The organism is Kocuria arenosa, from assembly GCF_042879215.1.
Classification (GTDB): domain Bacteria; phylum Actinomycetota; class Actinomycetes; order Actinomycetales; family Micrococcaceae; genus Kocuria; species Kocuria arenosa.
In genome coordinates, this window is the sequence record NZ_JBHZTA010000007.1 from 215,740 (window position 1) to 242,170 (window position 26,431).

Sequence of the window (26,431 nt, forward strand, 5' to 3'; positions counted from 1 at the left end):
GCCGGCGCCCGAGCCCAGGGAGGCCACCATGCCGGAGCAGGACCGTCCCGAGACCACTCCCGGCGCGCCCGGCGGGTCACGCCCCGCCCCCGCCTGGCGCGCCGGGCTCACGGACCGCACCGTCCTCGAGCAGGCCGTCGACGCCGTGACGGTGCGCCGGGTCTTCGGCGAGGCGTACGAGGTGAACGGCACCACGGTCGTGCCCGTCGCCCGCGTGAGGGGCTGGGGCGGCGGTGGCGGGGGCTCCGGCGAGGAGAAGGACAGCTCGGGCAGCGGATCGGGCGTGGGCTACGGCGTGCACGCCGAGCCGGCCGGGGTCTACGTGGTCCGGGGGGACAGCGTCACGTGGCGGCCCGCCGTCGACGCGGGGCGGATCGCCCTCGCGCTGGGCCTGGCGCTGTGCGGCGCGGCCACGGTCGTGGGCTGGGCGGCCGTCTCCCGCCGCGACTGACAGGATGGGACCATGTCGTTCCTGCTCCGTGTCCTCGTCAACGCGCTCGCCATCTGGGTGGCCGCCTGGATCCTGCCCGGGATGGGCATCGCGGCGGACCCGTCCGTCGTCTCGGCCGTCGGCGGCGAGACCGCGGCGTCGGTGCTGGCCTACCTGTTCGTCGGCCTGGTGTTCGGCGTCGTGAACGCGGTCGTGCGGCCCGTGCTGTCGATCCTGTCCCTGCCGATCACCTGCCTCACGCTGGGGCTGTTCGCCATCGTGGTCAACGCGGCGATGCTGTGGCTGACGTCCTGGCTGAGCTCCTTCACGCCGCTGCGGCTCGAGATCGACTCCTTCCTCTGGACGGCGGTGCTCGCCACCCTGATCATCGGGGTGGTCTCCCTCGTGATGGGCTGGATCGTCCCCGACCGCGAGAAGCGCTGACCCGCGCCGGGGCTCAGCCCCGGTGCAGCGCCGTCCAGAGGAACTCGTGGGAGAGCGCGTGCAGGCGGGCGGCCTGCTTGTTGTCGCCCGCGCCCGCGTGCCCGCCGTCGGTGGCCTCGTAGAACCACACGTTCTCGTAGCCCATGCCGAGCATCCGCGCGGCCGCCTTGCGCGCCTGGACGGGGCCCACGCGGTCGTCGCTCGTGGCGGTCCAGAACAGGACGTCCGGATAGTCCCGCCCCTCCTCCAGCAGGTGGTAGGGCGAGAACGTGCGGACGGACTCCCACTGCTCGGGATCGTCCGGGTCGCCGTACTCCGCGATCCAGGAGTAGCCCGCGGACAGCTTCGTGTAGCGGCGCATGTCCAGCAAGGGCACCCCGCAGGAGACCGCGCCGAACAGCTCGGGGAAGCTGGTGAGCATGTTGCCCACGAGCAGCCCGCCGTTGGAGCCGCCCGAGCACGCGAGCGTTCCCCGGGAGCACACCCCGCGGGCCTGCAGGTCCGCGGCGACGGCCGCGAAGTCCTCGTACGCCCGGTGCCGGTTCGCCTGCAGCGCGGCCCGGTGCCACGCCGGACCGTACTCCCCGCCGCCGCGGATGTTGGCGAGGACGTAGACCCCGGACCGCCCGGCGTCGTCGGTGCGGGTCAGCCAGGACCGCCCGAGGGCCCCCGAGTAGGCGGGGGTCCGGGAGACCTCGAAGCCCCCGTAGCCGGAGAGCAGCGTCGGGTTCGCCCCGTCGAGGACCAGGTCGGCCGGGCCCACCTGGAAGTAGGGCACCCGGGTGCCGTCCGCGGAGACCGCGAAGTGCTGCTCGACCGACAGCCCGGCCGCGTCGAAGAACGCCGGTGCGGTCCTCGCCGTGCGCGGCGGGGCCCCCGCCGCGCCGCCGGCCGGGACGGTGCCGCGGGACACGGTGGTGGGGGTGAGGAAGCCGGTGGCCACGAGCCAGTAGTCGTTGCCCGCCTCCGGGTCCTCGTCGTCGACGGCGTAGGCGTCCACGCTGGACAGCGCCGGCGCCCCGGGCAGCTCCGACGAGGTCCAGGGACCCGGCTCGGCGACCCGCACCACCGAGGAGACGTCCCGCAGCAGGTTGAGGAGCAGCCGGTCGGCCGTCCAGGACCAGGACTGCAGGGAGGTGCGCGCGTCCGGGACGAACACGGCGGTCACGGAGCGGTCCCCGGCCAGGAACGCCTCGAGCTCGGCCACGAGCAGGGAGCCGGCCGGGTGCACGGTCCCGTCCAGCTCGAGCTCCTCCTGCGGGCGCAGCAGCAGCCACTGCCGGTGCAGGTCCACCGTCACCGAGTCGGGGACGTCGACGTGCACGAGCTCCTCCTCCCGCACCAGGTAGGTGCGGGAGGCGAAGAAGTCCACCACGTCCACGGCCACGTCGCGCACGAAGCCCGGGGTGTGGTCGCGCACGAGCACCGCCTGGACGTGGTCCTCGGCCACCTCGAACACCTGGCGGGCCTCGGCGAGGGCCTGCCCGCGGCGCAGGACGCGGGCCGTGCGGGGATAGGAGGACGTGGTCATCGAGCCGGGGCCGAAGTCGGTGCCCACGTGCAGGGTGTCGGCGTCCACCCACGTCACGGTGGACTTCGCCGTGGGGACGTCGAACCCGCCGGGTACGAACCGGCGCTCGTCGAGGTCGAACTCGCGCACCCGCTTCGCGTCACCGCCGTCGGGGGAGAGGCTGAACAGCGCCCTCCGGTGCCGCCCGCCGGTGTACTGCGGGCGCAGCAGCCGGGCCCCGCCCCAGACCCAGTCGACGCCCTCCTCGGCGGCCAGCGCGTCGACGTCGAGCAGCACCTCCCACTCGGTGTCCTCGCCGAGCCAGGACTCCCACGTGGTGCGGCGGAAGACGCCGCGCGGGTGCTCGGCGTCGCGCCAGAAGTTGTAGTAGTGCGGCCCGTGCTTGGCGACCATGGGGATGCGCTCGGTCGAGTCCATGACCGCCAGCACGTCGGCCTCGAGACGGCGCAGCCGCGGGCCCTCGAGCGCCGCCAGGGTGCGGGCGTTCTGCCCGGCGACCCACTCCAGGGGTGCGGCCCCCGTGATCTCCTCCAGCCACAGGTTCTCGTCGTGCGGCTGCTCGGCGGTCGGGCGGGCGGCGGTCTGCGCGGTCTCGGTCATGTCCGCCATCGTAGGCGCAGCCCCGTGCCCGTGGCCCCGTGCGCGGGTCGATATCCTGAGGGCCATGAGCGCAACGGGCAGGCCAGGCACCGAACGACGAGTCACCGTGATCGGGGCCGGCCCGCGCGGGCTGTCGGTGGTGGAGCGGCTCGCGGCCCGCGCGGCGGCCTCCGGCACCCGGGTGCGCATCGACGTCGTCGACCCCTTCCCGCCCGGTCCGGGGCACGTGTGGCGGACGAACCAGTCCCCGCTGTACCTCATGAACACGCCCTCGGTGTTCCCCACGGTGATCGCCGACGACGGGGTGCTGCCCGTGGACCCGCTCGAGCCGCTGCGGAACATGAGCTTCGAGCACTGGCGGCTCGCCGCCGTGGCGGGGACCATCGCCGTGGACCCCGACGACGCCGCGCACCTGACCCGGATGACGCCGCAGTCCTATCCCTCCCGGCGGATGTACGGCGTCTACCTCTCCTGGATCTTCCGCACGCTGCAGGACGCCCTCCCGCCCACCGTGGCGCTCGCCGTGCACCGGGCCGAGGCCGTCGGCGTGCACGTGCGGGAGCACGCCCGGCACCGCTACGACGTGGAGATCAGCGGCGGGCAGAACCTCCCGGCGGACGCCGTGGTGCTGGCCCTGGGTCACCTCGACGCCGACCTGCGCCCCGACCAGCGGGAGCTCGTGGACGGCGCCGCCGAGCTGGGGCTGACCTACTGGCCGCCCGCCGTGCCCGCCGACGCGCACTGGGACGCCCTGCCCGCCGGGCGGACCGTGCTGGTGCGCGGCATGGGCCTGAACTTCTGCGACGTCCTCGCCCAGGTCACCGAGGGCCGCGGCGGGATCTACACCCAGGACGGGGAGCGCTACGTCTACCACCCGTCCGGGCGGGAGCCCGTGATCGTGGCCGGCTCCCGCCGGGGCACCCCGTACCGCTCCAAGGCCGTGCTCGAGGGCTACTACGCCGCCTCCCTCGTCACCCGGTTCTTCACCCTCGACGCCGTGCGGGCGCTCGCCGCGCGGGCGCAGGGACCGCTGTCCTTCGAGGCGGACCTGTATCCGCTGATCCGCAAGGACGCCCAGTGGAACTACTACACCGTCCTGGCGCGGACCGCCCCGGACGCCTTCGAGACCGATCCCCAGGAGTTCCTGGCGCGCCTCGACGCCGTGCTGAGCACCGGGGACGACCACCCCGAGGGGCCGTGGACGTCCCGGGCCGAGCGGCTCATCGCGTCCGCGGTGGTCCCGGGCCGGCAGCTCAACGCCCTGCGGCTCGCCCGCCCGTTCGAGGGGCTCAGCTTCGGCTCCCACGACGAGTACGCGGCGGCCCTGGTCCACCACCTGGACCGGGACGTGCACGGCGCGCTGGCCGGTGAGGACGACCCGCTGCAGATGGCCGTCGCCTCCCTCAACGCCGCGCGCACCGTGCTCAAGGCCGTGCTCGCGGACATCGGCATCGGCGACGCCTCCTGGACCGACGAGCTGCGGCGCACGTTCGAGCCGTTCGTGGAGGGCCTCGCCTCCGGGCCGCCGGTGCTGCGGACCCAGCAGCTGGCGGCGCTGGCCCGTGCCGGCGTGGTGCGCTTCCTGGGCCCGGACCCGCAGTTCCTCGTGGACGAGGAGGAGGGCCGGTTCGTGGCGAGCTCCCCCTGGGTCAAGGACGAGCCGTTCCGCGCCGAGCACCTCGTGGAGGCCATGTCCCCGCCCAACGACGTCCGGCGCAACATCTCGCCGCTGCTGTCCGCGATGCACCGGGAGGGACTGGTGCGGGTCCGGGCGATGGAGACCCGGGACGGTGTCGCGACCGTGCCTGGCACCGGGCTGGACGTGAGCCGTCCGCCGTACCGTGCGGTGCGCGTCGACGGCGGCGTGGAGCCCGGCGTCCTCGTGCTCGGCCTGCAGCTCTCTGCCGTGCAGTGGGGCGTGGCGATCGCCGCGGAGGCCGGCGCGTCCGCGGAGCTGGGCGCCCGGACGCTGGCGGACGCCGACCGCATCGCCGCGGCGGTGCTGGCCCCGGCTCCCGCCCGGCGCTGAGAAGGGTGCGGCCACGGGGACCCCGGCCGGCCACAGGATCCGTGGCGGGGCGGGGTCCCCGTGGCCGGCCACGGGCCGGGGGCAGCTCAGCCGGAGCGGCCCTGCAGCACCTCCTGGGCGCGGTCGGCGGCGTGCTCCGCGACGCCGCGGCCGGGGTGCTCGCCGGAGCCGCCCCGGCCCGGCTTCTGCGGAACCACCGGCTCCTCGGCGCCGGTGCGCAGGCCCACGACCTCCGGGTTGTGGTCGGAGGCCCGGTACGGGTCGGCCGCGTAGAGGTCGACCACGTTGTGGTTGTGCCGGCTGTACTCCAGGCCCACGGACTCGTGGGCGTTGATCTCCCAGATGTCCGAGCCGGTGACCATCTCGGCCGCGGCGGGGGAGGCCAGGACGTGGTCGAGGGAGCCGACCATCCCGCCGTAGGCGTAGGAGTGCTCGCCCTCGGGCGCCAGGTTCGCGTAGCCGGCGTCGTGCAGGACCCGCATCGGGGCCTCCTGGTCGTAGGAGTTGAAGTCGCCCGTGAGGAGCACCCGGTCGGTGCCCTGCGTGGACTCCAGCTGCTCGGCGAACGCCACGAGGGCCTGTGCCTGCGCGGTGCGGTCGGCGTTCCAGCCGCCGGCGCCGTCCCCGGCGTCGGCGTTGGGGCCGGTGGAGGGGGCGGGGCCCTTGGACTTGAAGTGGTTGGCGACCACGGTGAAGTCGTCGCCCGCGTCCCCGCCGGCGGGGCGGAACGTCTGGGCCAGCGGCTCGCGGGCGTTGTCGAAGTTCTCCTCGTCCTGGAGGATCACGGACTCGCCCACGGTCCCTAGCGCGGCCGGCCTGTAGATGAACGCGGTGCGGATGACGTCCTCGTCCTCGACGGCGGGCCGCTCGGCCGGTGACGGCACGTACGCCCAGACCTCGGCGCCGGCGGCGGTGTTGAGGGCGCCGACCAGGTCGGCGAGCGCCTGGTCCCGGTCCTTGCCGAACTTCGCGGAGTTCTCGATCTCCTCCAGGGACACGACCTCGGCGTCCAGGGCGTTGACCGCGGCCACGATCTTGGCCTGCTGGCGCTCCAGGTCCTCCTGCTCGGCCGCGCCGCGGGCGTCGCAGCCCCCGCGCACCGAGATCGGGTCGCCGGCGCGGTCCGTGTAGTAGCTGCAGCCGGTCAGCTCGTTGCCCGTGGTGGTGAAGTAGTTCAGCACGTTGAACGTGGCGAGCTGGAGGTCCCCGCCCACGTCCTCCGGGGCGGTAGCGCGGGTGTTCTCGGCGATGACGGGCGCGTCCTCGGGGTTCTCCCCGGTGACGTGCGTCGTGGGCTGGAGGCGCCACTCGTCGAACGAGTAGCCGAGCACCACGGGCGCCACGAAGTCGACGGGCGCGCCGATCCGCATCGGGGTCGTGGGGGAGAGGTAGGGGAGGGGGACCGAGGCGTTGGCGACGTTGCCGTAGTTGGTCGTGGCGCCGTCGTCGAGCAGGACGCCCCGGGCCTCGTTGTCCGCGGCCTGCGCGGCGGCCTCGGGCGAGCCGGGCGCGCCCACGGCGGTGGGCTGCACGAGCGGGGTGGTGTCGGCCGCCAGGCCGATCTCGCCGTAGCGGTTGAGGTCGTAGTTGTCGGTGATCACGAACGCACCGGACGGGTCGAGCAGCATGCCCTCGAGGTCCTCACGCTCGGCCTCCTCGGCCGGCCATGCCACGGTTGCGGGCTTGGCGGCCTCCGCGGCTTCGTCGAGGGCCCGCAGGCCCTCGGAGCGGACGCTGAGCCGGGTCTGACCGTAGTACTCGGCGACCTCGCCGGTGACCTCCACGAACTGTCCCGGCTGCACGGTAGCGGCGGTGTCGGGGGAGTACACGAAGATCGCCTCGGAGGCGTCGTGGGTGGCCGGGTCGAGGTCCCCGCCGGTGCCGGGGGTCTGCAGGTAGTAGCCGTTGAGGCCGCCGGTGGCGTACACCGCGGTGACGACGCCGCGGGTGGTTACGGCCCGCCCGGTCACCGGGGAGGTGTCCCCGGTGCCCTGGATCTCCCGGACCGGGAGCTCCACCGGCCGGACGCCCGGCCTGGGCTCCGGGGCGGCGTGGACGGGGACCGTCAGCGGCGCGGCGAGCAGCGCGGTGGCCGCCGCCGCGCTCAGGGGCACGGTGAAGAGCTTCTGCACGGGGGAGTTCCTTCGGTCGGGGGAGGGAGAAGGGGGTCGGGAGGGCTCAGCCGAAGAGGCGCCCGAGGACGGAGCGGGCGCGCTCGGAGCCGTGCTCCCACACGCCCTTGCCGGGCTCGCCCTGCCCGGGGTGCTTCCTGAGGTGGCCCTGGCCGGGCCGGTGCCCCGGCGCGGGCTCCTCGGACGGCGCCGGCTCCTCGCCGGGCCCGTGCGTGGGGGCCGGTGCCGGCGCGCAGCCGTCGGCCAGGTCCAGGACCTGCTCCGGGACGCGGACCTGCGTGCCGGTGGGCTCGGCGACGAGCCACACCGGCGCGCCCCCGGTCAGGTCGGAGGTGTCCACGGAGACCGTGGCCGCGCCGTCGGCGACGGCCGCGGTGCCGATCCCGGTGCCCTCCGGGCCGCCCTCGCGCACGGAGAGCGACGTGGTGGACGGGGCGCCCAGGGAGGTCATGTCGAGCTGGGAGACCTCGAAGCCCACGGTGCAGGCCTCGGCGGCCGCGCCGGTCAGGGACACGGACCGGCGGTCGAACTCCGGGGCGATCGGGGCGTCGGCGGAGCGGTCGGCGAGGTACTCCATCCAGGCGTCACGGTCGATCCGGCCGGTGTCGGTCACGTCGGTGCCCTCGGTGAGGGCGGTGAAGTTGTCGCCGCCCTCCACCAGGAAGGACACGGAGCCGAGCACGTACTCGGCGGCCGGGTCGACGGGCTGCCCGTCGACCGTGATCGAGGTGATCCGGTCGCCGGCCGGGCGGGCGGCGTCGAAGGTGTAGGAGACGTTCTCGGACAGGCCCAGCTGCAGATACGGCCGGGACGCCCCGGCGGGCTGCCACTGCTGCTCGAGGACCCGCTCGAACTGCTCGCCGGTGAGGGTGACGGTGCTGAGGTTGTTGGCGAAGGGCATCACCTGGTTGGCCTCGGACTCCGTCACCACGCCGTCGCGCTCGCCGTCGATGACCTGGGCGGGGTCGTCCGCCCAGAGGAGGTCGGCGCGCAGGCCGCCGGGGTTGATCAGGCCGATCTGCACGCCGTTCGACTCGTCCAGGCTGTCGCGGATGGACTCGGCGACCAGGTTGCCGAGGCTCGACTCGGCGCCCCGGTCGTCGCGGACCGGCTTCCCGTCGCGGAGACCGTAGGCGGTGGTGATGTCCCCGGTGATCTCGCCGACCGGGGTCCTGCCCCGCTCCACGGCGACCTCCTCGGCGGCCGCGACGATCCCGGCGACCTCGGCGACGCGCGGGTACCGGGCCACAAGCTCCTCCTCGGACGCGGTGACGACCTCGTCGACGGCCAGCACCGCGGTGGTGAGGTCGACGTCGTCGGCGGCCGCGTCGTAGCTCAGGGAGATCCGCCCGAGGCTGCCGCCGTACGAGCCGGCCTGCAGGACCGCGCGGTCGAGGTCGCCGTCGCCGTCCGTGTCGACGCCCTCGTCGTAGACCTCGTGGGTGTGCCCGTTGAGCACGACGTCCACGGTCGTGCTGGTGCCGGTCACCAGCTGGTCGCCGAGGGCGTCGGCCGCGTCCGCGACGCCCTCGTGGTAGACGGCCACGACGACGTCGGCCCCGTCCTCCTCGAGCCGCTCGGCCTCGGCGTTGACGGCCTCGACGGGGTCGCCGAAGGTGATGCCCTCGATCGCGCCGGGCGGGACGAGCGCGGCGGTCTGCTGGGTGACGGCGCCGACCACGCCCACGCGCACGCCGTCGACGTCGAACGTCGCGGACGCCTCGGTGACGAGCTCGCCGTCGGGGCCGGTGACGTTGGCCGCCAGGTACGGGAAGTCGGCGCGCTCGGTGATGCGGCCGGTCAGGTCGTCCGCGCCCCGGTCGAACTCGTGGTTGCCCACGGCAGAGGCGTCGAGGCCGAGCGCGTCGAGCACGTCGAGGGTGGGGTCGTCCTGCTGCACGGCCGAGACGTACTCGGAGGCACCCACGTTGTCCCCGCCGGACAGCAGCAGCGTGCCGTCCTCGTTTCCCGCGCGCAGCTGCTCGATCGCGCCCGCGAAGAGGAGGGGGTCCGAGCCGAGCCGGCCGTGGTAGTCGTTGAAGTAGAGCAGATCGACGGCCGTCTCCCCGGCGGCGGTCGATTCCCCGGCGGGGACCGGGGTGCCCGGGCCCGCGGTCTCCTCGGCGGACGCCGCGGGGAGGACCAGGCCGGACGAGGTGACGACGGCGCCGGCGGCGAGCGCGGCGAGCAGGGCGGGACGGTGCTTCTGGGGTGCGATGGGAGGTCCTCCGGGGGCGCGGCGGTTCGTTGTCACCATTGGAGCACGCAGACGTGAACGGTGGGCCACGACACAGCGACATCTTCCGGCCCGCACCGCGCGGGGCCACTGGGGGCCGGCATGCGCGGAGGCCCCCGCCGGCGGGTTCGCGGAGGGGGCCTCGTGCGGGGCGGAAGGTAAGGGATTTGAACCCTTGGTACGGGGTCACCGCACACCGGTTTTCAAGACCGGCTCCTTAGGCCGCTCGGACAACCTTCCCCGCGCTCGTCCGTTCCCCGGTGGGGCGGCGGAGCGCGCAGCCCATTCTTCCACGGCCCCTGGAACGCCGCCAAAGCCGCGGCTAGGGTGAGCGCGTGGACGCACCCGAGAGCCCCGACAGCGGGACGACGACGATCGTGTGGTTCCGGGACGATCTGCGCGTCACGGACCACCCCGCCCTCGACGCCGCGTGCCGGCGCGGCGCGGTGGTCGCCCTCTACGTCCTGGACCAGGACTCCGAGGGGGTCCGGCCCCTCGGCGCGGCCGCGACATGGTGGCTGGACGGGTCCCTGCGGTCCCTGCGGGAGTCCCTCCGGGAGCTGGGCATCCCCCTCGTCCTGCGCCGCGGCCCCGCGGGGGACGTGCTGCCCGAGGTCCTCGGGCGCACGGGTGCGGGCGGCGTCACCTGGAACCGCCGCTACGGCGGCCCCGAGCTCGCCGTGGACGCCGGGGTGAAGCAGTGGTGCGCCGAGCACGGGGTCGAGGCGCACTCGTTCCAGGCCGCGCTGCTGCACGAGCCGTGGACCCTGCGCACCGGCGCCGGCGGCCCGTACAAGGTGTTCACCCCCTTCTGGAAGGCGCTCCGGGCGCTGGAGATCCGGCAGCCCCTGCCCGTGCCCGGTGCGGGCCGGGGCGCCGCCGCGGAGGTCGCGGCGGCCGCCGGCACCGAGGACCAGGACGACTGGGGCCTGGTGCCGTCCCCGGAGCGCGCGGCCGGTCTGGCCGCGACGTGGACGCCCGGGGAGGCGGTCGCGTGGGAGCGGCTGGACGACTTCCTGGACCGCGTCGAGGACTACGCCGAGGGCCACGACCGGCCCGACCGGGACGGCACCAGCCGGCTCTCCCCGCACCTGCGGTGGGGCGAGATCAGCCCGTTCGCGGTGTGGGACGCGGCCGTCCGGCACCGGTCCGAGCGGGGGAGCAGCGAGGGACTGGAGAAGTTCCTGGCCGAGCTGGGCTGGCGGGAGTTCAACTGGCACCTGCTCCACCAGGTGCCGGACCTGCACGTGCGCCACGTCCGCCCGGCCTTCGACGCGTTCCCGTGGCGGGACCCGGCGGAGGCCGCCGGCGACGTCCGGGCCTGGCAGGAGGGGCGCACCGGATTCCCGCTCGTGGACGCGGGCATGCGACAGCTGCGGGCCACGGGGTGGATGCACAACCGGGTCCGGATGGTCGCCGGGTCCCTGCTCACCAAGAACCTGCTGGTCGACTGGCGGGCCGGGGAGCAGTGGTTCTGGGAGACGCTGGTGGACGCCGAGCCCGCGAGCGGGCCCGGGAACTGGCAGTGGGTCGCCGGCTCCGGCGCGGACGCGAGCCCGTTCTTCCGGATCTTCAACCCGCTGACCCAGGGCCGGAAGTTCGACCCCGAGGCCCGCTACATCCGCCGCTGGGTCCCCGAGCTGGCCGGGGACGAGGGCGTGGACCCCCACGAGCCCGGCCTGCTCGGCCCGTCGGTGGGCTACCCGGAGCCGGTCGTGGACCTGCCGGCCAGCCGTGGACGGGCCCTCGACGCCTACGCCTCGATCCGCTGAGCGCGGCACCGGCGCACCCCTGTTCGCCACGGGCCGACGCCGGGTGACCGGGTCCCCGCCCCGCGACACAATGGGAGCGCACGTCGTCCCCGACCGGAAGGCCCCACCATGCGCGCAGTGCTCGAGACCACCCCCGGCGGACCGGAGGTCCTCTCCGTCGCCGAGGTCCCCGCCCCGGAGCTCACCCCCGACGGCGTGCGGATCCGGGTCCGGGCCGCCGGGATCAACCGGGCCGACGTCATGCAGCGGCGGGGCAGTTACCCGGTCCCGCCCGGAGCGTCGAGCGTCTTCGGCCTCGAGGTCTCGGGCACGGTGCGGGAGCTCGGCCCCGCGGTGCCCGCCGGCGCCGGCCTCGCACCCGGGGACGAGGTCGTCGCCCTCCTGGACTCCGGGGGCTACGCCGAGGAGGTCGTCGTCCCGGCCGGCCAGGTCCTGCCCGCGCCCGCGGGAGTGGACCTCGCCGCCGCCGCCGGGCTCCCGGAGGTCTGCGCCACGGTCCTCTCCAACGTCTTCATGGCCGCCGCCGCCCGCGAGGGCGAGACGATCCTGGTGCACGGCGGCACGGGCGGGATCGGCACCAACGCCATCCAGATGTGCCGGGCGCTCGGACTGCGCGTGCTGACCACGGTCGGCAGCCCGGACAAGGCAGACGCCGCACGGCGGCTCGGCGCCGAGGCGATCGACTACCGGCAGGAGGACTTCGTCGAGCGCGTCCGGGAGCTCACGGACGGGCACGGCGCCGACATCGTGCTCGACGTCGTGGGCGGCTCCTACCTGGGGCGCAACCTGGACGCGCTGGCCACCAGCGGGCGCATCGCGGTCATCGCCACCCAGGGCGGGCGCACGGGGGAGCTGGACCTCGGCAAGCTCATGGCCAAGCGGGCCGCCGTGATCGGCACCACGCTGCGACCGCGGCCCGTGGCGGAGAAGACCCGCATCATGGCCGCCGTGCAGGAGCACGTGTGGCCGCACGTCGAGTCGGGGGCCGTCCGCCCGGTCGTCGACCGCACCTTCCCCCTGGACGAGGTCGCGCGGGCCCACGAGTACTTCGACTCCGGCACGCACATCGGCAAGGTCCTGCTCGTCCCCTGAGCGCACCGGCCGGCACGGCCCCGCACGCCCGGCCGCGGACCGTCGTCGTGCCCGCCCTCCGCAGGCCCTCCGCAGGCTCTCCGGCCCGCCCTCCGTGCGCGCGGGAGGTGGGCCGGAGCGCCGTAGGATGGACTGTCTCCTCTCGAAAGGACCGCCCGTGGCATTCCTGCGCGACTACCGCGCCGCTCGCCGTGACGAGGCCGAGCTCGGCCTGGGCGTGTGGCGCCGCGCCCACGACCGGTTCCGCCGGGGTCTGGACCGCTTCCACCAGATCCTCGAGAGCCTCCCGGACAAGGCGCTCGCGCAGTCCGTGGTGCCGACCGCCAACGCGCTCGCCGATCTGCTGCCGGAGGTGCGGTCCGTGTGCGCCGCGGCGCAGCGCGCGGCGCCCAGCAGCAGCCACGACATCCCGGCATCCCCGGGCGGCTACCTCAACGACGTCCACCGCGAGCTGTCCCGCGCCGGCAACGCGATGGCCCAGGCCGCGGAGGCCCTCACCATGGCCCGGTTCGTGCGCCCCGACGAGGAGTCCTCGGCCCACCGGCTGGACGCGGTCGTCCGCCGGGCGGAGGCGGTGCGGGAGCACGTGGAGCGCGCGGAGGAGCTGCTGCAGCGGGGCTGAGCCCGTTCCGCACAGGGGCGGGGTGGACCCGACAGACTGCTGATGGTTTGATGGTCGGCATGAACGCATCCGGATTCGACTACCGCGCGGCCGACGACGAGTTCGACGCCCGCTGGTCCCGCTCACCCCTCGGCCGTCCCGGCCGCGGCGGCCCCGGGCGCTTCGGCCCGGGCTACGACCTGCCCGGCCGCCGGGCTGGGACGTACGGGCGCCGGTCCGGCTTCCGGATGCTCCCCTTCCCCGGCTACTCCACGCGGACCCGCCGCGGCACGAACGTCACGGTCGGCGGCTGCTGCCTGCCGCTGCCGATCGGGTGCCTGACCAGCACGGTCCTCGCGGGCGCGGCGGTCGTCCTCGCGGGGCGCGCCGCCCGCGACTGAGCGTCCCGACGGGCCGGGCGGCGGATCACGCGGCCGCCGGCTGCGCCCGTAGGGCGTCGACCGGGACGGGCACGATGTGCTCGACCGGGACGGGCGCGTCCTCCTCGTCCTCCAGGGGCGGGCAGAGGCGCCAGCCGACGGCCTCGAGGTCCAGGGCGAGGCGCATCTGGCCGGTCACGGGGCCCTCGTCGCAGTAGCGGCCGAACGACCGTCGGACGTCCTCGAGCGCCCGCCAGCGGATCAGCGCCGCGGGGCCGCCGACGGCGGTGGACCGGGCGGAGACGGCGCCCACGTTGCGGTCCTGGAGGGCGGCCAGGGCTCGGGCCAGGAAGCCCGGTGGCAGCCGGACGCCCGCGTCGAGGACCAGGACCAGGTCGTCCGGCTCCATCCGGACGGTGTCCAGGGCCTGGTTCAGCGCCCCGGCCCGGTCGTGACGGTTGTCGACGGTGAGCAGGACCTCGGCGCCGGCGTGCAGAGCGACCTCGACGGTGGCGTCGGTGGAGTCGTCCGACATCACGAGGATGCGCTCCGGCGGACGGGTCTGACGGTGGAGGGAGGTGACCGCGTGCTCGACGCGGGTCGCCTCGTCGTGGACGGGAATGATCGCGGCGATCATGACGACTTCTCTCGGCGTGCTCGGCGTGCGCCCCGCCGCTGACGTCCCCCTGCGGCGAGGAGCCCGACCGGCCCCTGAACGAGTGCTTTCGGTGACAACGTGAGCCCCCTGACGTGTTGTCCTGGACCAAAGTCTAGGCACCACGGCAGACAGTTTACATCCGCAAATCAGGGGACGTCCGCCCCGGCAGGAGAGGCATTCCAGGGGGCGCCGGGGGTGCTACGCCTCGTCCCGGCCGCACTCCCGGCACAGCTTCCAGACGTTGGTGTCGCCGTGCCGCTCGAACACCACCCGGCTCACCAGCGCCTGGATCAGGGCGAGCCCGCGCCCGGACTCGCGGTGCTCCTGCGCCATGGTCCGCGCGAGGTCCACCTGCGCCGGTGCGGCGCCGATCTCGTAGATCCTCGCCTCCAGCCGGTGCGGGTCCGCGACCAGGTCCACCGAGAGCTCGATCGGCTCCTCCGCCGCGGGCACCGCGTGGACCACCACGTTGCCGGCCGCCTCCACCACCGCCAGCGTGAAGGCCATCCGGTCGGCCTCGGGCACGAACGTGGCCTCTCCCCACAGGGCGTCCAGGTCCTCGTGCAGGGCGTCCACCGTCAGGGCGGTGGCGGGGCCCCGGCGCGAGCGGCGGGCCGTGGGCTCAGTCATCGGCGAAGGCCGCGTCGGCGGTGTCGTAGGGGGTGAGGACGCGGTGCATGCTGGTGAGCTCGAGGACCATGCGCACCTGGGGGCTGACGTTCGCGATCCGCAGGTCGCCGCCGGCCTGGCGGGCCAGCTTGAGGCACCCGATGAGGGCGCCCAGGCCGGAGGAGTCCATGAACTCGGTGCCGCCGAGGTCGACCACCACGTGGTTGCTGCCCTCGCCGACGACCTTCGCCACGACCTCCCGGAGCTTGGGCGCTCCCACCATGTTGAGCCGTCCGGTGCCCGTGATGTGGGCGAACCTCGGCTTCTGCTCAATCGTGAACTGCATCGGCACTCCTCTTCTCGGGCTCGAAGCCCGTGTATCTCGCGGCGGTGACGAGCACGCTCAGCACCACCAGGTCGAAGGCGACCCAGGCCACGTTGACCAGGGTTCCCACCGGTTCGTTCAGTCCGACCGCCAGCCGGACGGTCCCCACCACGAGGGCCGCGGCCAGCAGCCCCATCACCACCAGCTGCGGGCGGATGAGGTGCCAGGCCGGACCGGAGTCCTGCCGCACCTTGGGCGTGACCGCGAAGCCCAGGGGCCGGCCGAACCAGACGTTGCGGGCGGCCGTGGTGCACGCCCGGATCCAGATGGGGAACAGGGCGAGACTGTACTGCTGGCCGCGCCACGTGGGGATGCCCCGGCCCACCACGAGGAACAGCAGCTGGTTGACCACCATGAAGGGGATGAACCGGACGAAGAAGTCCCAGCTGAGGCTCGTGACCGGGAGGATGCCCAGCACCAGGTACACGATGGGCGCGGCGAAGTAGACGACGGCCGCGAAGCCGGACAGGTAGCTCCACATCGTGGCGAAGTACATGAGCCGCTGGCCCCACCCGAGCCGGCGCTGCAGCAGCGGGTTCTCCCGGAGCAGCACCTGCACCGTGCCCTGCGCCCAGCGCAGGCGCTGGGTGAGCATGGTCTTCAGGTCCTCGGGGGCCAGGCCGTGGGCGAGGACCTCGTGGTGGTAGACGCTGCGCCAGCCCAGGCCGTGCAGGCGCATCGCCGTGGCCATGTCCTCGGTGACCGAGATCGTCGCCAGGGGCATCACCGGCTGGGCCTCGCCGGGCCGGTCCACGGAGACCGCCTCGAGCACCTCCCGGACCGGCTCCACGGCGGCCAGCGGGGACAGGTCGCGGCGGGACATCCGGTCCACGGCGGAGGCGAGCTCCTCCGGCCACACCATGCCGTCCTCCGGGGGCAGCTCCAGGGCGGCGATCGAGGCGAGATCCGCCTCGATCTGGGAGAAGTCCTGCGTGACCGTCCGCCGGGCCGCCGCGTCCACCTCCCGCTGCAGCCGGTAGGTCAGCTCCGTCAGGGGGGCGCCGGCCTTCAGCTCCGCGTGGGCCCTCGCGGTGGCGGCCTCGACGTCGTCGAGCATGCCGGCGACGACGGGGTTCGTGGCCTCCGGGGCCCGCCGCGCCTTCCGCAGGGCGGCCCGCGTGCGGGCGAGGGCCTCCTTCACGTCCTGCTCGACCTCCTGGACGTAGCCGGAGAGGCCGAGCTGCATGAGCGCCTCGCGGCGCAGGATCGCGTTGGAGCCGCAGAAGAAGGCGGCGTTCCAGCCGTCCTTGCCCTGCTGGATGGGGCCGTAGAACAGGGGGGCCTGGCTGCCGAGCGGATCGTGGTCGGGCACGTTGACGAACCACTGCGGCGTCTGCACGAGCGCCACCTTGCGGTCGTTGAACCAGCCCAGGGTGCGGTCCAGGATCTCCGGGTCGGGGACCTGGTCGGCGTCGAGGATCAGGAGGAACTCGCCCTGGGTCGTCATCAGGGCGTTGTTGAGGTTTCCGGCCTTGGCGTGGCGCGGCCGGTCGGTCCAGTCCTCGCTGCGCGTCAGGTAGCCCAGCCCGTGCTCGGCGGCGAGGGCCTCGAGCTCGGGGCGGGCCCCGTCGTCGAGGATCCACGTGCTGTGGGGGTGGCGGATCGCCTGCGCCGCCAGGGCGGTGCCCATCACGAGGTCCAGGGGCTCGTCGTAGGTGGTGATGAAGACGTCCACCGTGGCGCCCGCGGGCGGGGCGCCGGCCTCCCCCCGGCGCCGGAGCCGCCACACGGTGAGCCCGAAGAGCGAGACGTCGATGAGGCTGTAGGTCTCGGCGAGCACGAGGGGCACGGCGATCCACCACGCCGACCAGTTCAGCGACTCGAGCCAGCGCCAGGCGATGTAGTTGACGCCCAGCAGGAGCGTCAGGACGACCAGCAGCCGGACGAGGAAGCGGTTCACGGGGCGTTCCGGCGGCGGACGACCACGGCGGTCACGTCGTCGGTGCGGGTCTCCTCGGCGGCCAGGTCGAGGATCGCGGTGCAGACGGACTGGGCGTCATGGTGGCGGGAGACCACGTCCGCGACCGCCCGCACGGCGTCGTCGACGTCCTCGTAGGCGTCGAGGAGGCCGTCGCTGACGACGACGAGCGCGTCGCCGGGCGCGAGCACGATCCGGCCGGGCACCCACTCCGTCCCGGGCACCGCCCCCACCGGCGGACCGCCCGGGCGCAGCCGGTCGGTGCCGTCCGCGCGCACGTGCAGCCCCAGTCCGTGTCCCGCGTCGACGTACTCCACGACCCCGCGGGCCGTGTCCAGGCGGGCGTGGAAGAGCGTGACGAAGGAGTCGGAGTGGGCGAGGTCGTTCTCGAGCTGCCGGCACGTGTCGCGGAAGGCCTGCTGCATGTCCGGCTGCCCGGCCGCGGAGCGCAGCACGGCGCGCACGGTGGCGGCGATGAGCGCGGCCCCCATGCCCTTGCCCATGGCGTCGGCCAGCGAGACCTGGAGCCCGCCGCCGGTCGTGTACCAGTCGAAGAAGTCCCCGCCCACGCTGCGGGAGGGCCGGCACGCTCCGGCCACGTCGTAGCCGGGCACGGACGGGGCGGCGGCGGGCAGCAGGCTGCGCTGGACCTCGGCCGCGCGGCGCAGCTCCTCGGCGTCGGCCTGCTCCGCCCGGGCGCGCGGCCGGCGGAACATCGCCTCGATCCGGGCCTGCAGCTCCCGGGGGCTGAACGGCTTGCTGATGTAGTCGTCCGCCCCGAGCTCGAGGCCCTCCAGACGGTCGATCTCGCCCGGGCGGGCCGTGACCATGAGCAGGTAGGCGTCGGAGAACTGCCGCACCCGCCGGCAGACCTCCAGCCCGTCGAGGTCCGGGAGGCTGAGGTCCAGGGTGATGAGGTCGGCGCCGTCGCGGCGCACGGCCTCGATGCCCTCGAGGCCGGTCGCGGCGGTCGTCACGGTGAAGCCGCGCATGCCGATGGTCTGGGCGAGGAGGTTGCGGATGTCGTCGTGGTCTTCGATCACGACGGCACGGCGACCCTGGGGGGAGGGGGTCATGGACTCATTAAGCCGCTATTCTTTGCAATTGTCATCCCGACCCCCCGAGGGTGACGCACCCAGTCGGAAGAGTTCTCCCGTGGACCGCTTGCTCACCGTCCTCTCCCTCGACCGGATCAGCTTCCACGAGCTGTCGATGCGCCGGCGCGTGCTCCTGAGCCAGATGCCGTTGTTCGTCACGACCGTCGTCCTCGTCGCCGGGATCTGGGCCGTCCACGAACCGCTGCGGGACGACCTGCAGGTGCAGCTTGCCCTCGCGCTCACGCTCGCCCTGACGGCCCTGTGCGTGCTCGTGCCGTGGGACCGGCTGCCCTACGGGGCGTTCCTGACGATCCCGGTCCTGGACTTCGTCCCCATCACCCTGCTGCGGGAGGGCACGCTGAGCACCGTGACGGGGGTGGGCATCATGGCCGCGTTCCCCGTCATCTGGCTCACCGGCTCGGGACGGCTGCCGCGGGCGTCCGCACCGCTGGGCTTCCTCCTGACCCTCGCCATGGTGTGGGTCCCGCTCCTCGTCCCGCCCCGGCCGCTGAGCGCGCAGCTGCTGACGGCCCCGCTGCTGATCCCGGTCATGCTGCTGGGCATCGGGCTCACCGTCCAGGTGCTGTCGAACAGCATGGAGCGCCAGAACGCCGAGCTCGAGGCCAAGGACGCCGAGCTGCGCCGGCTGCTGGGCGTGACCGCGCGGCGGGAACGGCTGCTGAACACCGTCCTGGACACGGTGGACGTGGGCGTGCTGGCGATCGACGAGCACGGCCACGACATCCTCATGAACCGGCGCCAGCACCGGATCCACGAGCTCTCGCTGCCCGAGGGGATGGGGGACGGCGCCGAGGCGGACCTGCGGATCTACGCGGACGCGGACGGGACGCCGCTGCCGGTGGACCGGCGCCCCGCCCTCCGCGCCATCCGCGGCGAGTCCTTCTCCGACGTCCTGGTGTGGGCGGGGGAGGCCCCCGTCCAGCGGGTCCTCTCCGTGTCCGTCCGCGTGCTCCGGGACGAGGACGGGGGGACCGAGGGCTCTGTCCTGTCCTTCAACGACGTGACCGAGCTGGTGGCCGCGCTGAAGGCCAAGGACGACTTCCTGGCCGGCGTCTCCCACGAGCTGCGCACGCCCCTGACGTCCATCCGCGGCTACACCGAGCTCGTGGCCATGGACGATCGGCTCCCCGGGCACGTCCGCTCCGGGCTGGAGGTCATCGAGCGCAACGCGGACCAGCTGCTCGTCCTGGTCGAGGACCTCCTTCGCACGGCCGGCCCGGGTCTGGAGCTGCAGCCGGTGGCGGCCGACCTCGTCCAGGTGGTCCAGCAGTCCGTCGCGGCGGCCGGGCTCCGGGCCGCGGAGGCGGGGGTGGTGCTGCGGGTCGACGCCCCGTCCCGTCTCGTCCTGCCCTGCGACCCCGTGCGCCTGGGCCAGGTGCTCGACAACCTGCTCTCGAACGCCATCAAGTACTCCCCGGACGGCGGGCCGGTGACGGTCCGGGTGGCCCCGGTCGGCAGCACCGTGCAGGTGCAGGTCGTCGACTGCGGCATGGGGATGCGCCCGGAGGACGCCGAGAACGTGTTCGGCCGGTTCTTCCGCAGCCGCAACGCCCGGATGAGCGCGATCCCGGGGCTGGGCCTGGGGCTGGCGGTCGTGCGCGAGATCGTCCAGCGCCACGGCGGCACCGTCCGCTGCGAGAGCGCACCGGGGGAAGGAACCGTCTTCACCCTGACCCTCCCCGCGGCCGGACCGGCCGGTGCGGAGGCCCCCGACCGGTCGGAGCAGAACGGATCACCGGCTGTACTCCAGGCGGACCGAGTCGTCGTCGGGCAGCACCAGGACCGTGCTGCCGGCGACCGTCCACTGCTCGGGCAGGAGGAAGTACCGGCCGCCCCGCAGCGTCAGGAGCCGTAGCCCGTCATAGCGGTGGAGCGGGTCGTCCGGTCCGCCCAGCTCCTCCGCGCGGACCCCGGGCAGGCCGATGTGCAGCGGCTTCTCGCTGTAGACGACCGCTCGCGGCATCTCCGCCAGATCGTCCTGCAAGTCGTAGGCCATGACTTCTCCCATGGCCTCGGCCGCGGCGGTCGTGCCCCAGAAGACCAGGAGGCCGACCACCGACACCAGTGCGGCGGCGCCCAGGAGCTGGCCGCGCGGCGCGGTGGGCGGCCGGTCCCGCGCCGTGGCGCGCCGCCGGAGCCCGGCGGCCCATGCGGAGCCCAGGACGCAAAGCGCCATGGCGAAGGGGATCACCCAGGCCTCATCCTCCGGCACGGCGCCGCCCAGGAGCCGCGCCGCGACGGCCAGCCCGATGAAGAACCACGTCCCCAGCCGCGCCCACCGCGCCACCGGGGCGCTCCCGGACGCCCGGACCCGGGCGTCGACGCGCTCGCGGACCAGGCGGTCCGCCCACACCCCGGCGAGCACGACCACGGCGATCCAGAAGAGCGTCCCGTAGAGGGAACTGATGCTCAGCAGAAGGTAGTCCTGGGTGGTGTAGCCGAAGAGGTTCACGTCCAGGCCCATCACCCGGGCCTGGGCGCCGGCGCGGACCCAGCCGTAGTAGACGAGCAGGGCCGTGAGCAGGCCGACCGAGATGCCCAGCTCCGAGACCGCCTGCACCAGGCGCGTCCAGAGCGGGGGCTGGTCCGGTCCCTGTTCCGCCACCGTGGCTCCTACGGTGCGGGCGTCGGAGTGGGGGTGGCCGTCGGAGTCGGCGTGGCCGCCGGCGGCGGGCTGGGACAGGCGGCCGCCGGTACCTCGTAGACGAGGTGGGCCAGCCCGCTGACGGGCCAGTCCGCGTCCGAGACGGACACCGGGACGTGGCCGGTCACGTCGGAGGGAGGGGCGCGGAAGAACAGGCTTTCGTTGCCCTCCTGCACCGGCACGGCCGTGGCGCCCACCGTCACGGCGCGGATGCCCTCGGGCGGCATCCACTCGAGATTGCCCTGCAGGAAGACCGGGGCGCCCCCGCAGGTCGAGACGGGGATCTCCAGGCCCTCGACCCCGGGCGCCAGGGGAGAGACGAGGCTCTCCAGGACGAGAGGGCAGGCCGTGCCATCGGGGACCCGGAGGTCGGGGACCGCCTCCGGGGCCCGGCGGTGGAACTCGACCAGCCTCCGCAGGCCCGCCACGGTCTCCTCCTCCCAGCAGCTGCCGGGTGCCGGAGCGGCGGCCAGTGCCTCCTCGCCCTGCCGCCACAGCTCGGGGTCGTTGGTCGTGGCGGCCTCGCACAGGACGGCGCCGGCTCGCGGGATGGGCTGGACCCGGGACGCGAGCAGCTGCTCGTCGCCGCAGTTGCCGTCCTTCAGGGGGTCGTACCACAGCGGGGTGCCCTCCCCGTTGGGCCCGATCCGCAGCCAGGTCAGGATGCGCGAGACCGGGGGGTCGCCGGGCTCGCTCGGCTGCGGGGTCGCGGAGCCCGACGGGTCCGCGGACTCCGAGGAGGCCGGGGCGGGATCGTCCGGGGGAGGATCGGGGGAGGTGCCGCAGGCCGACGTGGCCAGTGCTGCTCCGGCCAGGACGAGCGTGCAGAGCTGCTGTCGGGAACGGAGTTGCATGGTGCACCGCCAAAGTCGTCCGTGGTGGCCGATCGCCCGGAATTGCCTCAGCGTACGGCGGGATCCGCTCGACAAACAGGTCTCTGACGAGGGGTGACGCGACTGTGACGGCCGGACCGCGCCGTCCCCGCCGAGGCCGGCGGCGGGGCGGACGGGAGCCGGGGCCCGACGACGAAGGCTCCGGACCCATCGGGTCCGGAGCCTTCTCGTGCCGGAGCCTCCTGTCGGAATCGAACCGACGACCTTTTCATTACGAGTGAAACGCTCTACCGACTGAGCTAAGGAGGCCTGCACTCGGCCGTCCGGGACGGCCTCAGTGCAGGTGAAACTGTAGCAGAGAGCGCCGGGGCGTCCCCAATCGGGTCGGCCGGGCGCCGTGGGGCGTTCCCCGGGAGTTCACCGGCTCTTCGGCCGCCCGGCATTGCCCGCCCGGGGCCCGTTGCGCAGGATGGACGGACACGACGACGGGGCCGGCCGCAGGGGTCCGCCCGGAACAGGAGCAGCCCAGTGCGCACACCGGACGGTGGCCTCGCGCCGGACCTCGAGCTGGCCTTCCTGGACATGTCCGGGACCGTGTTCCACGACAACGGGATCATGGAGCGGGCCTTCGAGCGCACCGTGACCGGTCTCGGCGTCGACCCCGGCTCGGAGCGGTTCCGGCGGATGCTCCAGCACGTCCGGGACACGCTGGGCCAGTCGAAGGCGGGGGTGCTCGAGCAGCTGTTCGCGACCGACCCGGAGCGGGCGCGGCAGGCCGTCCGGGACTTCGAGCACCATCTCGACGAGCTGCTGGCCACCGAGGGGGTCACCCCCGTGGAGGGCGCGGAGGAGGCCGTCGCGGCGCTGCGCGAGGCGGGTCTGCGGGTGTGCCTGGCCACCGGCTACGACCGGCACAGCCTCAACACGCTTCTCGAGCAGCTCGGCTGGACGGGCCTGGCCGATCTCAGCCTGTGCCCCTCGGACGCGGGGCGCGGGCGGCCCTGGCCGGACATGGTGCTGACCGCCGTGCTGGCTCTCGACCTCGGCGACGTCCGCCGGGTCATGGTCGTGGGGGACACCGCGGCGGACGTGCAGGCCGGGCTGCGGGCCGGCTCCTCCGCGGTCGTCGGCGTCCGCACGGGCGCGCACGACGCCGCGTCCCTGCGCGCGGCCGGCGCCCACGTGGTGGTCGACTCCGTCCGGGACCTCCCCGGCCTCGTCCGGGCGCCGGTGCCCGGGCGGAGCTGACGCCCACCGCCGTGCCTGCCCGCTCCGGCGGACCGCGCGCGCGTGTGACGCGCGCCGATGGGCGAGGACGACGACGGCCTCGGTGGTTGGCATGCTGGAGGGCGGCCGGCTCCAGCCGGGGGCGCAGGACCCGGCCTGACGGGCGCCACGGGGGCTCCGCGCGGGGGCGCCGGCGGTGCGACCGGGCGGCCGCCGACCGGTTCGGCAGCCTCGGCGGCGCGGGCTCAGGAGCAGGTCGTGCCCTCCGCGGGGAGTTCGCCCTCGAGCAGGTAGGCGTCCACGGCGTCCTGCACGCAGCGGTTGCCGGCCGTGTAGGCGGTGTGGCCGTAGCTGTCGTAGGTCAGCAGCCGGGCGTCGTCGAGCTGCTCCACGAGGGCCTCGGACCAGTGGTAGGGGGTCGCGGGGTCGTGGGTGGTGCCCACGACGAGGACGGGATCGGCGCCCGCGGCGTCGAGCGGCTCCTGCAGGCCCGCCGGTTCGACGGGCCATCCCTGGCAGGCGGCGTCGCCGTAGCCGAGGTACGGGCCGAAGGTCGGCGCGACCCGCTCGAGCTCCTCCTGGTGCCGGGCCATCTGCTCCGCCGTGACCGTCCCGTCGGGCCGGTCGAGGCAGTTGACGGCCGTGAACGCCACGGTCGTGTTGCTCGTGTACCGGCCCTCGGCGCTGCGCCCGTGCGTGGCGTCCGACTGGGCGAGCAGCGCGGAGAAGTCGCCGTCGAAGGCGGCGCCCAGGGACTCGTTGAGCGTCTCGTAGGTGGTGGTCGCGTAGAGAGGGCCCAGGATGCCCTCGACCGCGTTGGTGGCGGTGACCCGCCGGCCGTCCGCGGCGGTCACGGTCCCCTCGTCGACCGAGGCGACGAGCTCCTGGATCCGGTTCATCGCCTCGTCCACGGAGACGTCGGCCACCACGCAGTCCCGGATCTCGGACTGGCACTGCTGCACCCAGTGGCGCAGGTTGTCCTCGAAGCCCTCGGCCTGGTCGGCGGTGGCCTCCATGTCGCTCAGGGTCGGGTCCACGCCGCCGTCGAGCACGAGCCGGCCGACCCGGTCGGGGAACAGGTCGGCGTACACCGCGCCCAGGTGGGTGCCGTAGGAGAAGCCCAGGTAGGTCGTCCGCTCGTCGCCGAGGACGGCCCGGAGCACGTCCATGTCCCGGGCGGCGCTCACGGTGTCCATCCGGGACACGAGCTCCCCGGAGTCCTGCACGCACGCGGCGCCGAGCTGCTCGTACTCGTCCTGGATCTGCTCGACCGGCTGGTCCTGGGGGTCGAACATCGGCTCGGCGCGCCACGCGTCCAGCTCGGCGTCGTCGAGGCACTCGATCCCCTCGGAGCGGCTCACGCCGCGCGGGTCGAAGCCCACGACGTCGTAGGCCTCGCGCACGTCGCCGGTGACCGTGTACTGCGCGTAGAGCATCGCGTCCACCCCGGAGGCGCCGGGTCCGCCGGGGTTGAGGAGCAGGCTGCCGCGGGGGTCCCCGCGGGCGGGCAGGCGCGACATCACCACCGTGGTGGTCCCCCCGGCCGGGTCGGCGTAGTCGAGGGGCACCTCGACGTCGGCGCACTGGAGGTCGTCCTGCGCGCCGTTCGTCTCCACCTCGAACGCGCACTCCTCCCAGGCGACGGTCTGCGTGTAGTAGCGCCGGAGCTCCTCGGGGCTGCCCTCGACGACGGTGCCGGTGGCGCCTCCGGAGGTCGGCTCGCCCGTGGCGCCGGCCCCGAGGGAGGAGCAGCCGCTCAGGAGCAGGCCGGCGGCGGTCAGTGCGGCCGTGACCGGCAGGAGGGAACGGCGCGAGGGGGCGGCGCGGCGGATCATGGGGCTCCTCGAGGGGGGGGAGAGGGGGGCGGGCGGTCGGGGGTGTCAGAGCAGGGAGACGGCCATGGCCTCGAAGGCCAGCTGCGCGCTGACGTTGGTCCGGATCCGGTCCCGGGTCCGGCTGATCACGTCGATGCGGTGCAGCGTCCGCTCGGGGGTCGAGTTGGACGCGTGGTCCTGCAGCTGCTGGGCCAGGTGCTCGTTGACCAGGGCGGAGCCCGTGCGCAGCTGGAGGGTCAGGACGTCGCGGTAGAAGGTGGTGAGGTCGATGAGGAAGCGGTCGAGGGTGTCCGTCTGGATCCGCCGGGACCGGCGCTTCTGGTCGGCCTCGAGCCGGTTGAGGGCGCCGCGGATGGCCGGCGGCACCCGCCCGGACTCCGGTGCGCCCAGGGCCACGAGCAGCTGCTTGCGCTCCGCCTCGTTGCGGGAATCGGCGTCCGCCTGGGACTCCTCCACGGCGATCTTGTGCAGCCGGTCCGCGGCGCGCACGGCGTCCGGCACCCCGGAGAGCTTCAGCGGCATGGAGACGACCTCCTGCCGCCGGGTGCGGGCGTCGTCGTAGAGGGCGAGCCGCTTGGCGATCCCCACGTGGGACTGCGCCAGCCGGGCGCTCTCCTCCGCGCGCTGCCGGGGCACCCCGTGCCGGCGGATCAGCAGCTCGGCCACGTCCTCCACGGCGGGCACCTTCAGCGTGGCCGGACGGCAGCGCGAGCGGATGGTCACGAGCACGTCCATGGGGCTCGGGGCGCACAGCAGCCAGATGGTGTTGGGCGGGGGCTCCTCCACGGCCTTGAGCATCACGTTGGAGGTCCGCTCCACCATGCGGTCGGCGTCCTCGACCACCATGACGCGCCAGCGGCCCACCGAGGGCCGGTCCTGGGCGCGGACCACCAGCTCGCGGGCCTCCTCGATGGTGATCTGCGGGTTCTCCGTGACGAAGTGGGTGAGGTCCGCGTGCGAGCTGGCCAGGACGGTGCGGCACGCGTGGCACTGCCCGCACCCGCGCTCGGCGGGGTCCTCCTGCTCGCACAGCAGGGCCGCGGCGAACGCGAGGGCCGCGTTGGAGCGCCCCGAACCGGGCGGCCCGGTGAACAGCCAGGCGTGGTTGGGCCGGTCCTCCTGGGCGGCGCGCCGCAGCTGCGCCACCACGGCGTCCTGGCCCAGCAACTGGTCCCACACGCTCACGCTCCCACCTCCGCGGCCGGGGCGCACCGGGGGAGCCCGGCGAGGCGGGTGCGCACGGAGGCCGCGATCTCCGCGGCCGGGCGGGTGGCGTCGAGCACCAGGTAGCGCTCCGGCGCCCGCCCGGCGAGCTCGAGGAACGCCTCCCGGTTGGCGTCGTGGAAGGCGTCGGGCTCGGTCTCCAGCCGGTCGCCCGCGGAGCCGTCGCGGGCCTCCCGGCGGGCGCGCCCCGTCCCGGCCGGGACGTCGAGCAGCACGGTGAGGTCCGGGACGAGCCCGGCCGTGGCCCACGCGTTGAGCTCCGCGACGCGGTCCACGCCGAGACCGCGCCCGGCGCCCTGGTAGGCGGCGGACGAGTCGGCGAAGCGGTCGCAGACCACGGTCCGCCCGGCGGCGAGCGCGGGGCGGATGAGCTGGGCGACGTGGGCGGCGCGGGCCGCGGCGAAGAGCAGGGCCTCGGCGCGGGCGTCGACGGGCCCGTGCGCCGGGTCCAGCACGAGCTCGCGCACCTTCTCGCCCAGGGGGGTCCCGCCGGGCTCCCGGGTGCGCACGGTGTCGTGCCCCTCGGCCTGCAGGGCGTCCACGAGCCGGCTGGCCTGCGTGGACTTCCCGGCGCCGTCCCCGCCCTCGAACACGACGAAGAGCCCGCGCCCGGACGGCGCGGGGGAGGCCTCCGCGGCGGTGGCGGGCGGCGGGGCGGGGTCCGGTCGGGAGGTCACGGTCCCAGCCTATCCACCCGCGCGGACAGCGCGCCCCGGTCGCGCGCGGGCCGGGG

21 protein-coding genes and 2 tRNA genes are annotated in these 26,431 nt (G+C 74.5%); 9 read left to right on the top strand and 14 right to left on the bottom strand.

The features are described from left to right. Positions 1–28: 28 nt before the first annotated feature. On the top strand, positions 29–451 hold the full coding sequence (locus tag ACFYE3_RS13480) for a spore germination protein GerW family protein (protein WP_387609971.1): 423 nt from the start codon (positions 29–31) through the stop codon (positions 449–451). Positions 452–463: 12 nt separating this feature from the next. After that, the gene (locus tag ACFYE3_RS13485; protein WP_368820837.1) at positions 464–874 is read left to right on the top strand and encodes a phage holin family protein; all 411 of its coding nucleotides are present in this window, start codon (positions 464–466) and stop codon (positions 872–874) included. Positions 875–887: 13 nt separating this feature from the next. Here ACFYE3_RS13485 and ACFYE3_RS13490 read toward each other — a convergent pair whose 3' ends face one another. Then, a complete protein-coding gene (locus ACFYE3_RS13490; protein WP_387609973.1) occupies positions 888–3,005 on the bottom strand; it encodes a prolyl oligopeptidase family serine peptidase in 2,118 nt (705 codons plus the stop codon). Between the two features lie 64 nt (positions 3,006–3,069). Here ACFYE3_RS13490 and ACFYE3_RS13495 point away from each other — a divergent pair, with 64 nt between their 5' ends. Further along, positions 3,070–5,034 carry an FAD/NAD(P)-binding protein gene (locus ACFYE3_RS13495; RefSeq protein WP_387609974.1) on the top strand — a complete coding sequence of 655 codons (1,965 nt, stop codon included), beginning with the start codon at positions 3,070–3,072 and terminating at the stop codon, positions 5,032–5,034. A gap of 86 nt (positions 5,035–5,120) precedes the next feature. Here ACFYE3_RS13495 and ACFYE3_RS13500 read toward each other — a convergent pair whose 3' ends face one another. From ACFYE3_RS13500 to ACFYE3_RS13510, 3 genes are all read right to left on the bottom strand, one after another. Continuing rightward, a complete protein-coding gene (locus ACFYE3_RS13500) occupies positions 5,121–7,166 on the bottom strand; it encodes an ExeM/NucH family extracellular endonuclease (RefSeq protein ID WP_387609976.1) in 2,046 nt (681 codons plus the stop codon). 46 nt (positions 7,167–7,212) lie between these two features. Continuing rightward, a complete protein-coding gene (locus ACFYE3_RS13505) occupies positions 7,213–9,423 on the bottom strand; it encodes a bifunctional metallophosphatase/5'-nucleotidase (RefSeq protein WP_387609977.1) in 2,211 nt (736 codons plus the stop codon). A 131-nt stretch (positions 9,424–9,554) separates the two neighbouring features. Beyond that, positions 9,555–9,642, bottom strand: a tRNA-Ser gene (locus ACFYE3_RS13510). A gap of 95 nt (positions 9,643–9,737) precedes the next feature. Between ACFYE3_RS13510 and ACFYE3_RS13515 the strand changes: the two genes are divergently transcribed. The 4 genes from ACFYE3_RS13515 to ACFYE3_RS13530 all read left to right on the top strand — a co-directional run bounded on the left by ACFYE3_RS13515 (position 9,738) and on the right by ACFYE3_RS13530 (position 13,268). Continuing rightward, positions 9,738–11,174, top strand: a complete 1,437-nt coding sequence (locus ACFYE3_RS13515) for a cryptochrome/photolyase family protein (protein ID WP_387609979.1) — start codon at positions 9,738–9,740, stop codon at positions 11,172–11,174. A gap of 108 nt (positions 11,175–11,282) precedes the next feature. Further along, positions 11,283–12,266 carry an NAD(P)H-quinone oxidoreductase gene (locus ACFYE3_RS13520; protein ID WP_387609981.1) on the top strand — a complete coding sequence of 328 codons (984 nt, stop codon included), beginning with the start codon at positions 11,283–11,285 and terminating at the stop codon, positions 12,264–12,266. Positions 12,267–12,423: 157 nt separating this feature from the next. Beyond that, a complete protein-coding gene (locus ACFYE3_RS13525) occupies positions 12,424–12,888 on the top strand; it encodes a hypothetical protein (RefSeq protein WP_387609982.1) in 465 nt (154 codons plus the stop codon). Positions 12,889–12,947: 59 nt separating this feature from the next. Continuing rightward, complete coding sequence (locus ACFYE3_RS13530; RefSeq protein WP_387609984.1) at positions 12,948–13,268, top strand: hypothetical protein; 321 nt, start codon at positions 12,948–12,950, stop codon at positions 13,266–13,268. Between the two features lie 25 nt (positions 13,269–13,293). Here ACFYE3_RS13530 and ACFYE3_RS13535 read toward each other — a convergent pair whose 3' ends face one another. The 5 genes from ACFYE3_RS13535 to ACFYE3_RS13555 form a co-directional block, all read right to left on the bottom strand. Next, positions 13,294–13,884 carry a glycosyltransferase gene (locus tag ACFYE3_RS13535; RefSeq protein WP_387609986.1) on the bottom strand — a complete coding sequence of 197 codons (591 nt, stop codon included), beginning with the start codon at positions 13,882–13,884 and terminating at the stop codon, positions 13,294–13,296. 219 nt (positions 13,885–14,103) lie between these two features. Further along, the gene (locus ACFYE3_RS13540) at positions 14,104–14,535 is read right to left on the bottom strand and encodes an ATP-binding protein (protein WP_387609988.1); all 432 of its coding nucleotides are present in this window, start codon (positions 14,533–14,535) and stop codon (positions 14,104–14,106) included. Then, a complete protein-coding gene (locus ACFYE3_RS13545; RefSeq protein WP_387609989.1) occupies positions 14,528–14,860 on the bottom strand; it encodes an STAS domain-containing protein in 333 nt (110 codons plus the stop codon). Before ACFYE3_RS13545 ends, ACFYE3_RS13540 begins: the two co-directional genes overlap by 8 nt. Next, positions 14,844–16,799, bottom strand: coding sequence for a glycosyltransferase family 2 protein (locus ACFYE3_RS13550; protein WP_387609991.1), 1,956 nt, complete (start codon positions 16,797–16,799; stop codon positions 14,844–14,846). The genes ACFYE3_RS13545 and ACFYE3_RS13550 overlap by 17 nt, the downstream gene beginning before the upstream one ends. Then, complete coding sequence (locus tag ACFYE3_RS13555) at positions 16,796–17,893, bottom strand: PP2C family protein-serine/threonine phosphatase (protein ID WP_387609993.1); 1,098 nt, start codon at positions 17,891–17,893, stop codon at positions 16,796–16,798. Before ACFYE3_RS13555 ends, ACFYE3_RS13550 begins: the two co-directional genes overlap by 4 nt. 79 nt (positions 17,894–17,972) lie before the next feature. Between ACFYE3_RS13555 and ACFYE3_RS13560 the strand changes: the two genes are divergently transcribed. Beyond that, a complete protein-coding gene (locus ACFYE3_RS13560) occupies positions 17,973–19,790 on the top strand; it encodes a sensor histidine kinase (RefSeq protein WP_387609994.1) in 1,818 nt (605 codons plus the stop codon). 758 nt (positions 19,791–20,548) lie between these two features. Here ACFYE3_RS13560 and ACFYE3_RS13565 read toward each other — a convergent pair. Both ACFYE3_RS13565 and ACFYE3_RS13570 read right to left on the bottom strand, forming a co-directional pair. Then, positions 20,549–21,433 (bottom strand): hypothetical protein, encoded by an 885-nt coding sequence (locus ACFYE3_RS13565; protein ID WP_387609996.1) that lies wholly within the window; start codon positions 21,431–21,433, stop codon positions 20,549–20,551. A 215-nt stretch (positions 21,434–21,648) separates the two neighbouring features. After that, positions 21,649–21,721 (bottom strand) — tRNA-Thr (locus tag ACFYE3_RS13570). A gap of 219 nt (positions 21,722–21,940) precedes the next feature. On the opposite strand from ACFYE3_RS13570, the gene ACFYE3_RS13575 reads away from it, so the two are divergent. Next, complete coding sequence (locus ACFYE3_RS13575) at positions 21,941–22,660, top strand: HAD-IA family hydrolase (protein WP_387609998.1); 720 nt, start codon at positions 21,941–21,943, stop codon at positions 22,658–22,660. Between the two features lie 224 nt (positions 22,661–22,884). On the opposite strand, the gene ACFYE3_RS13580 is transcribed toward ACFYE3_RS13575, so the two are convergent. From ACFYE3_RS13580 to tmk, 3 genes are read right to left on the bottom strand one after another with little or no spacing between them, the layout of a single operon-like run. Further along, a complete protein-coding gene (locus tag ACFYE3_RS13580; protein ID WP_387610000.1) occupies positions 22,885–24,474 on the bottom strand; it encodes an alpha/beta hydrolase in 1,590 nt (529 codons plus the stop codon). Between the two features lie 45 nt (positions 24,475–24,519). Further along, entirely contained in the window at positions 24,520–25,659 is a 1,140-nt protein-coding gene (locus ACFYE3_RS13585) for a DNA polymerase III subunit delta' (protein WP_387610001.1), read from the bottom strand. After that, positions 25,656–26,375, bottom strand: a complete 720-nt coding sequence (gene tmk, locus ACFYE3_RS13590; protein WP_387610002.1) for a dTMP kinase — start codon at positions 26,373–26,375, stop codon at positions 25,656–25,658. Before tmk ends, ACFYE3_RS13585 begins: the two co-directional genes overlap by 4 nt. Positions 26,376–26,431: the final 56 nt, after the last annotated feature.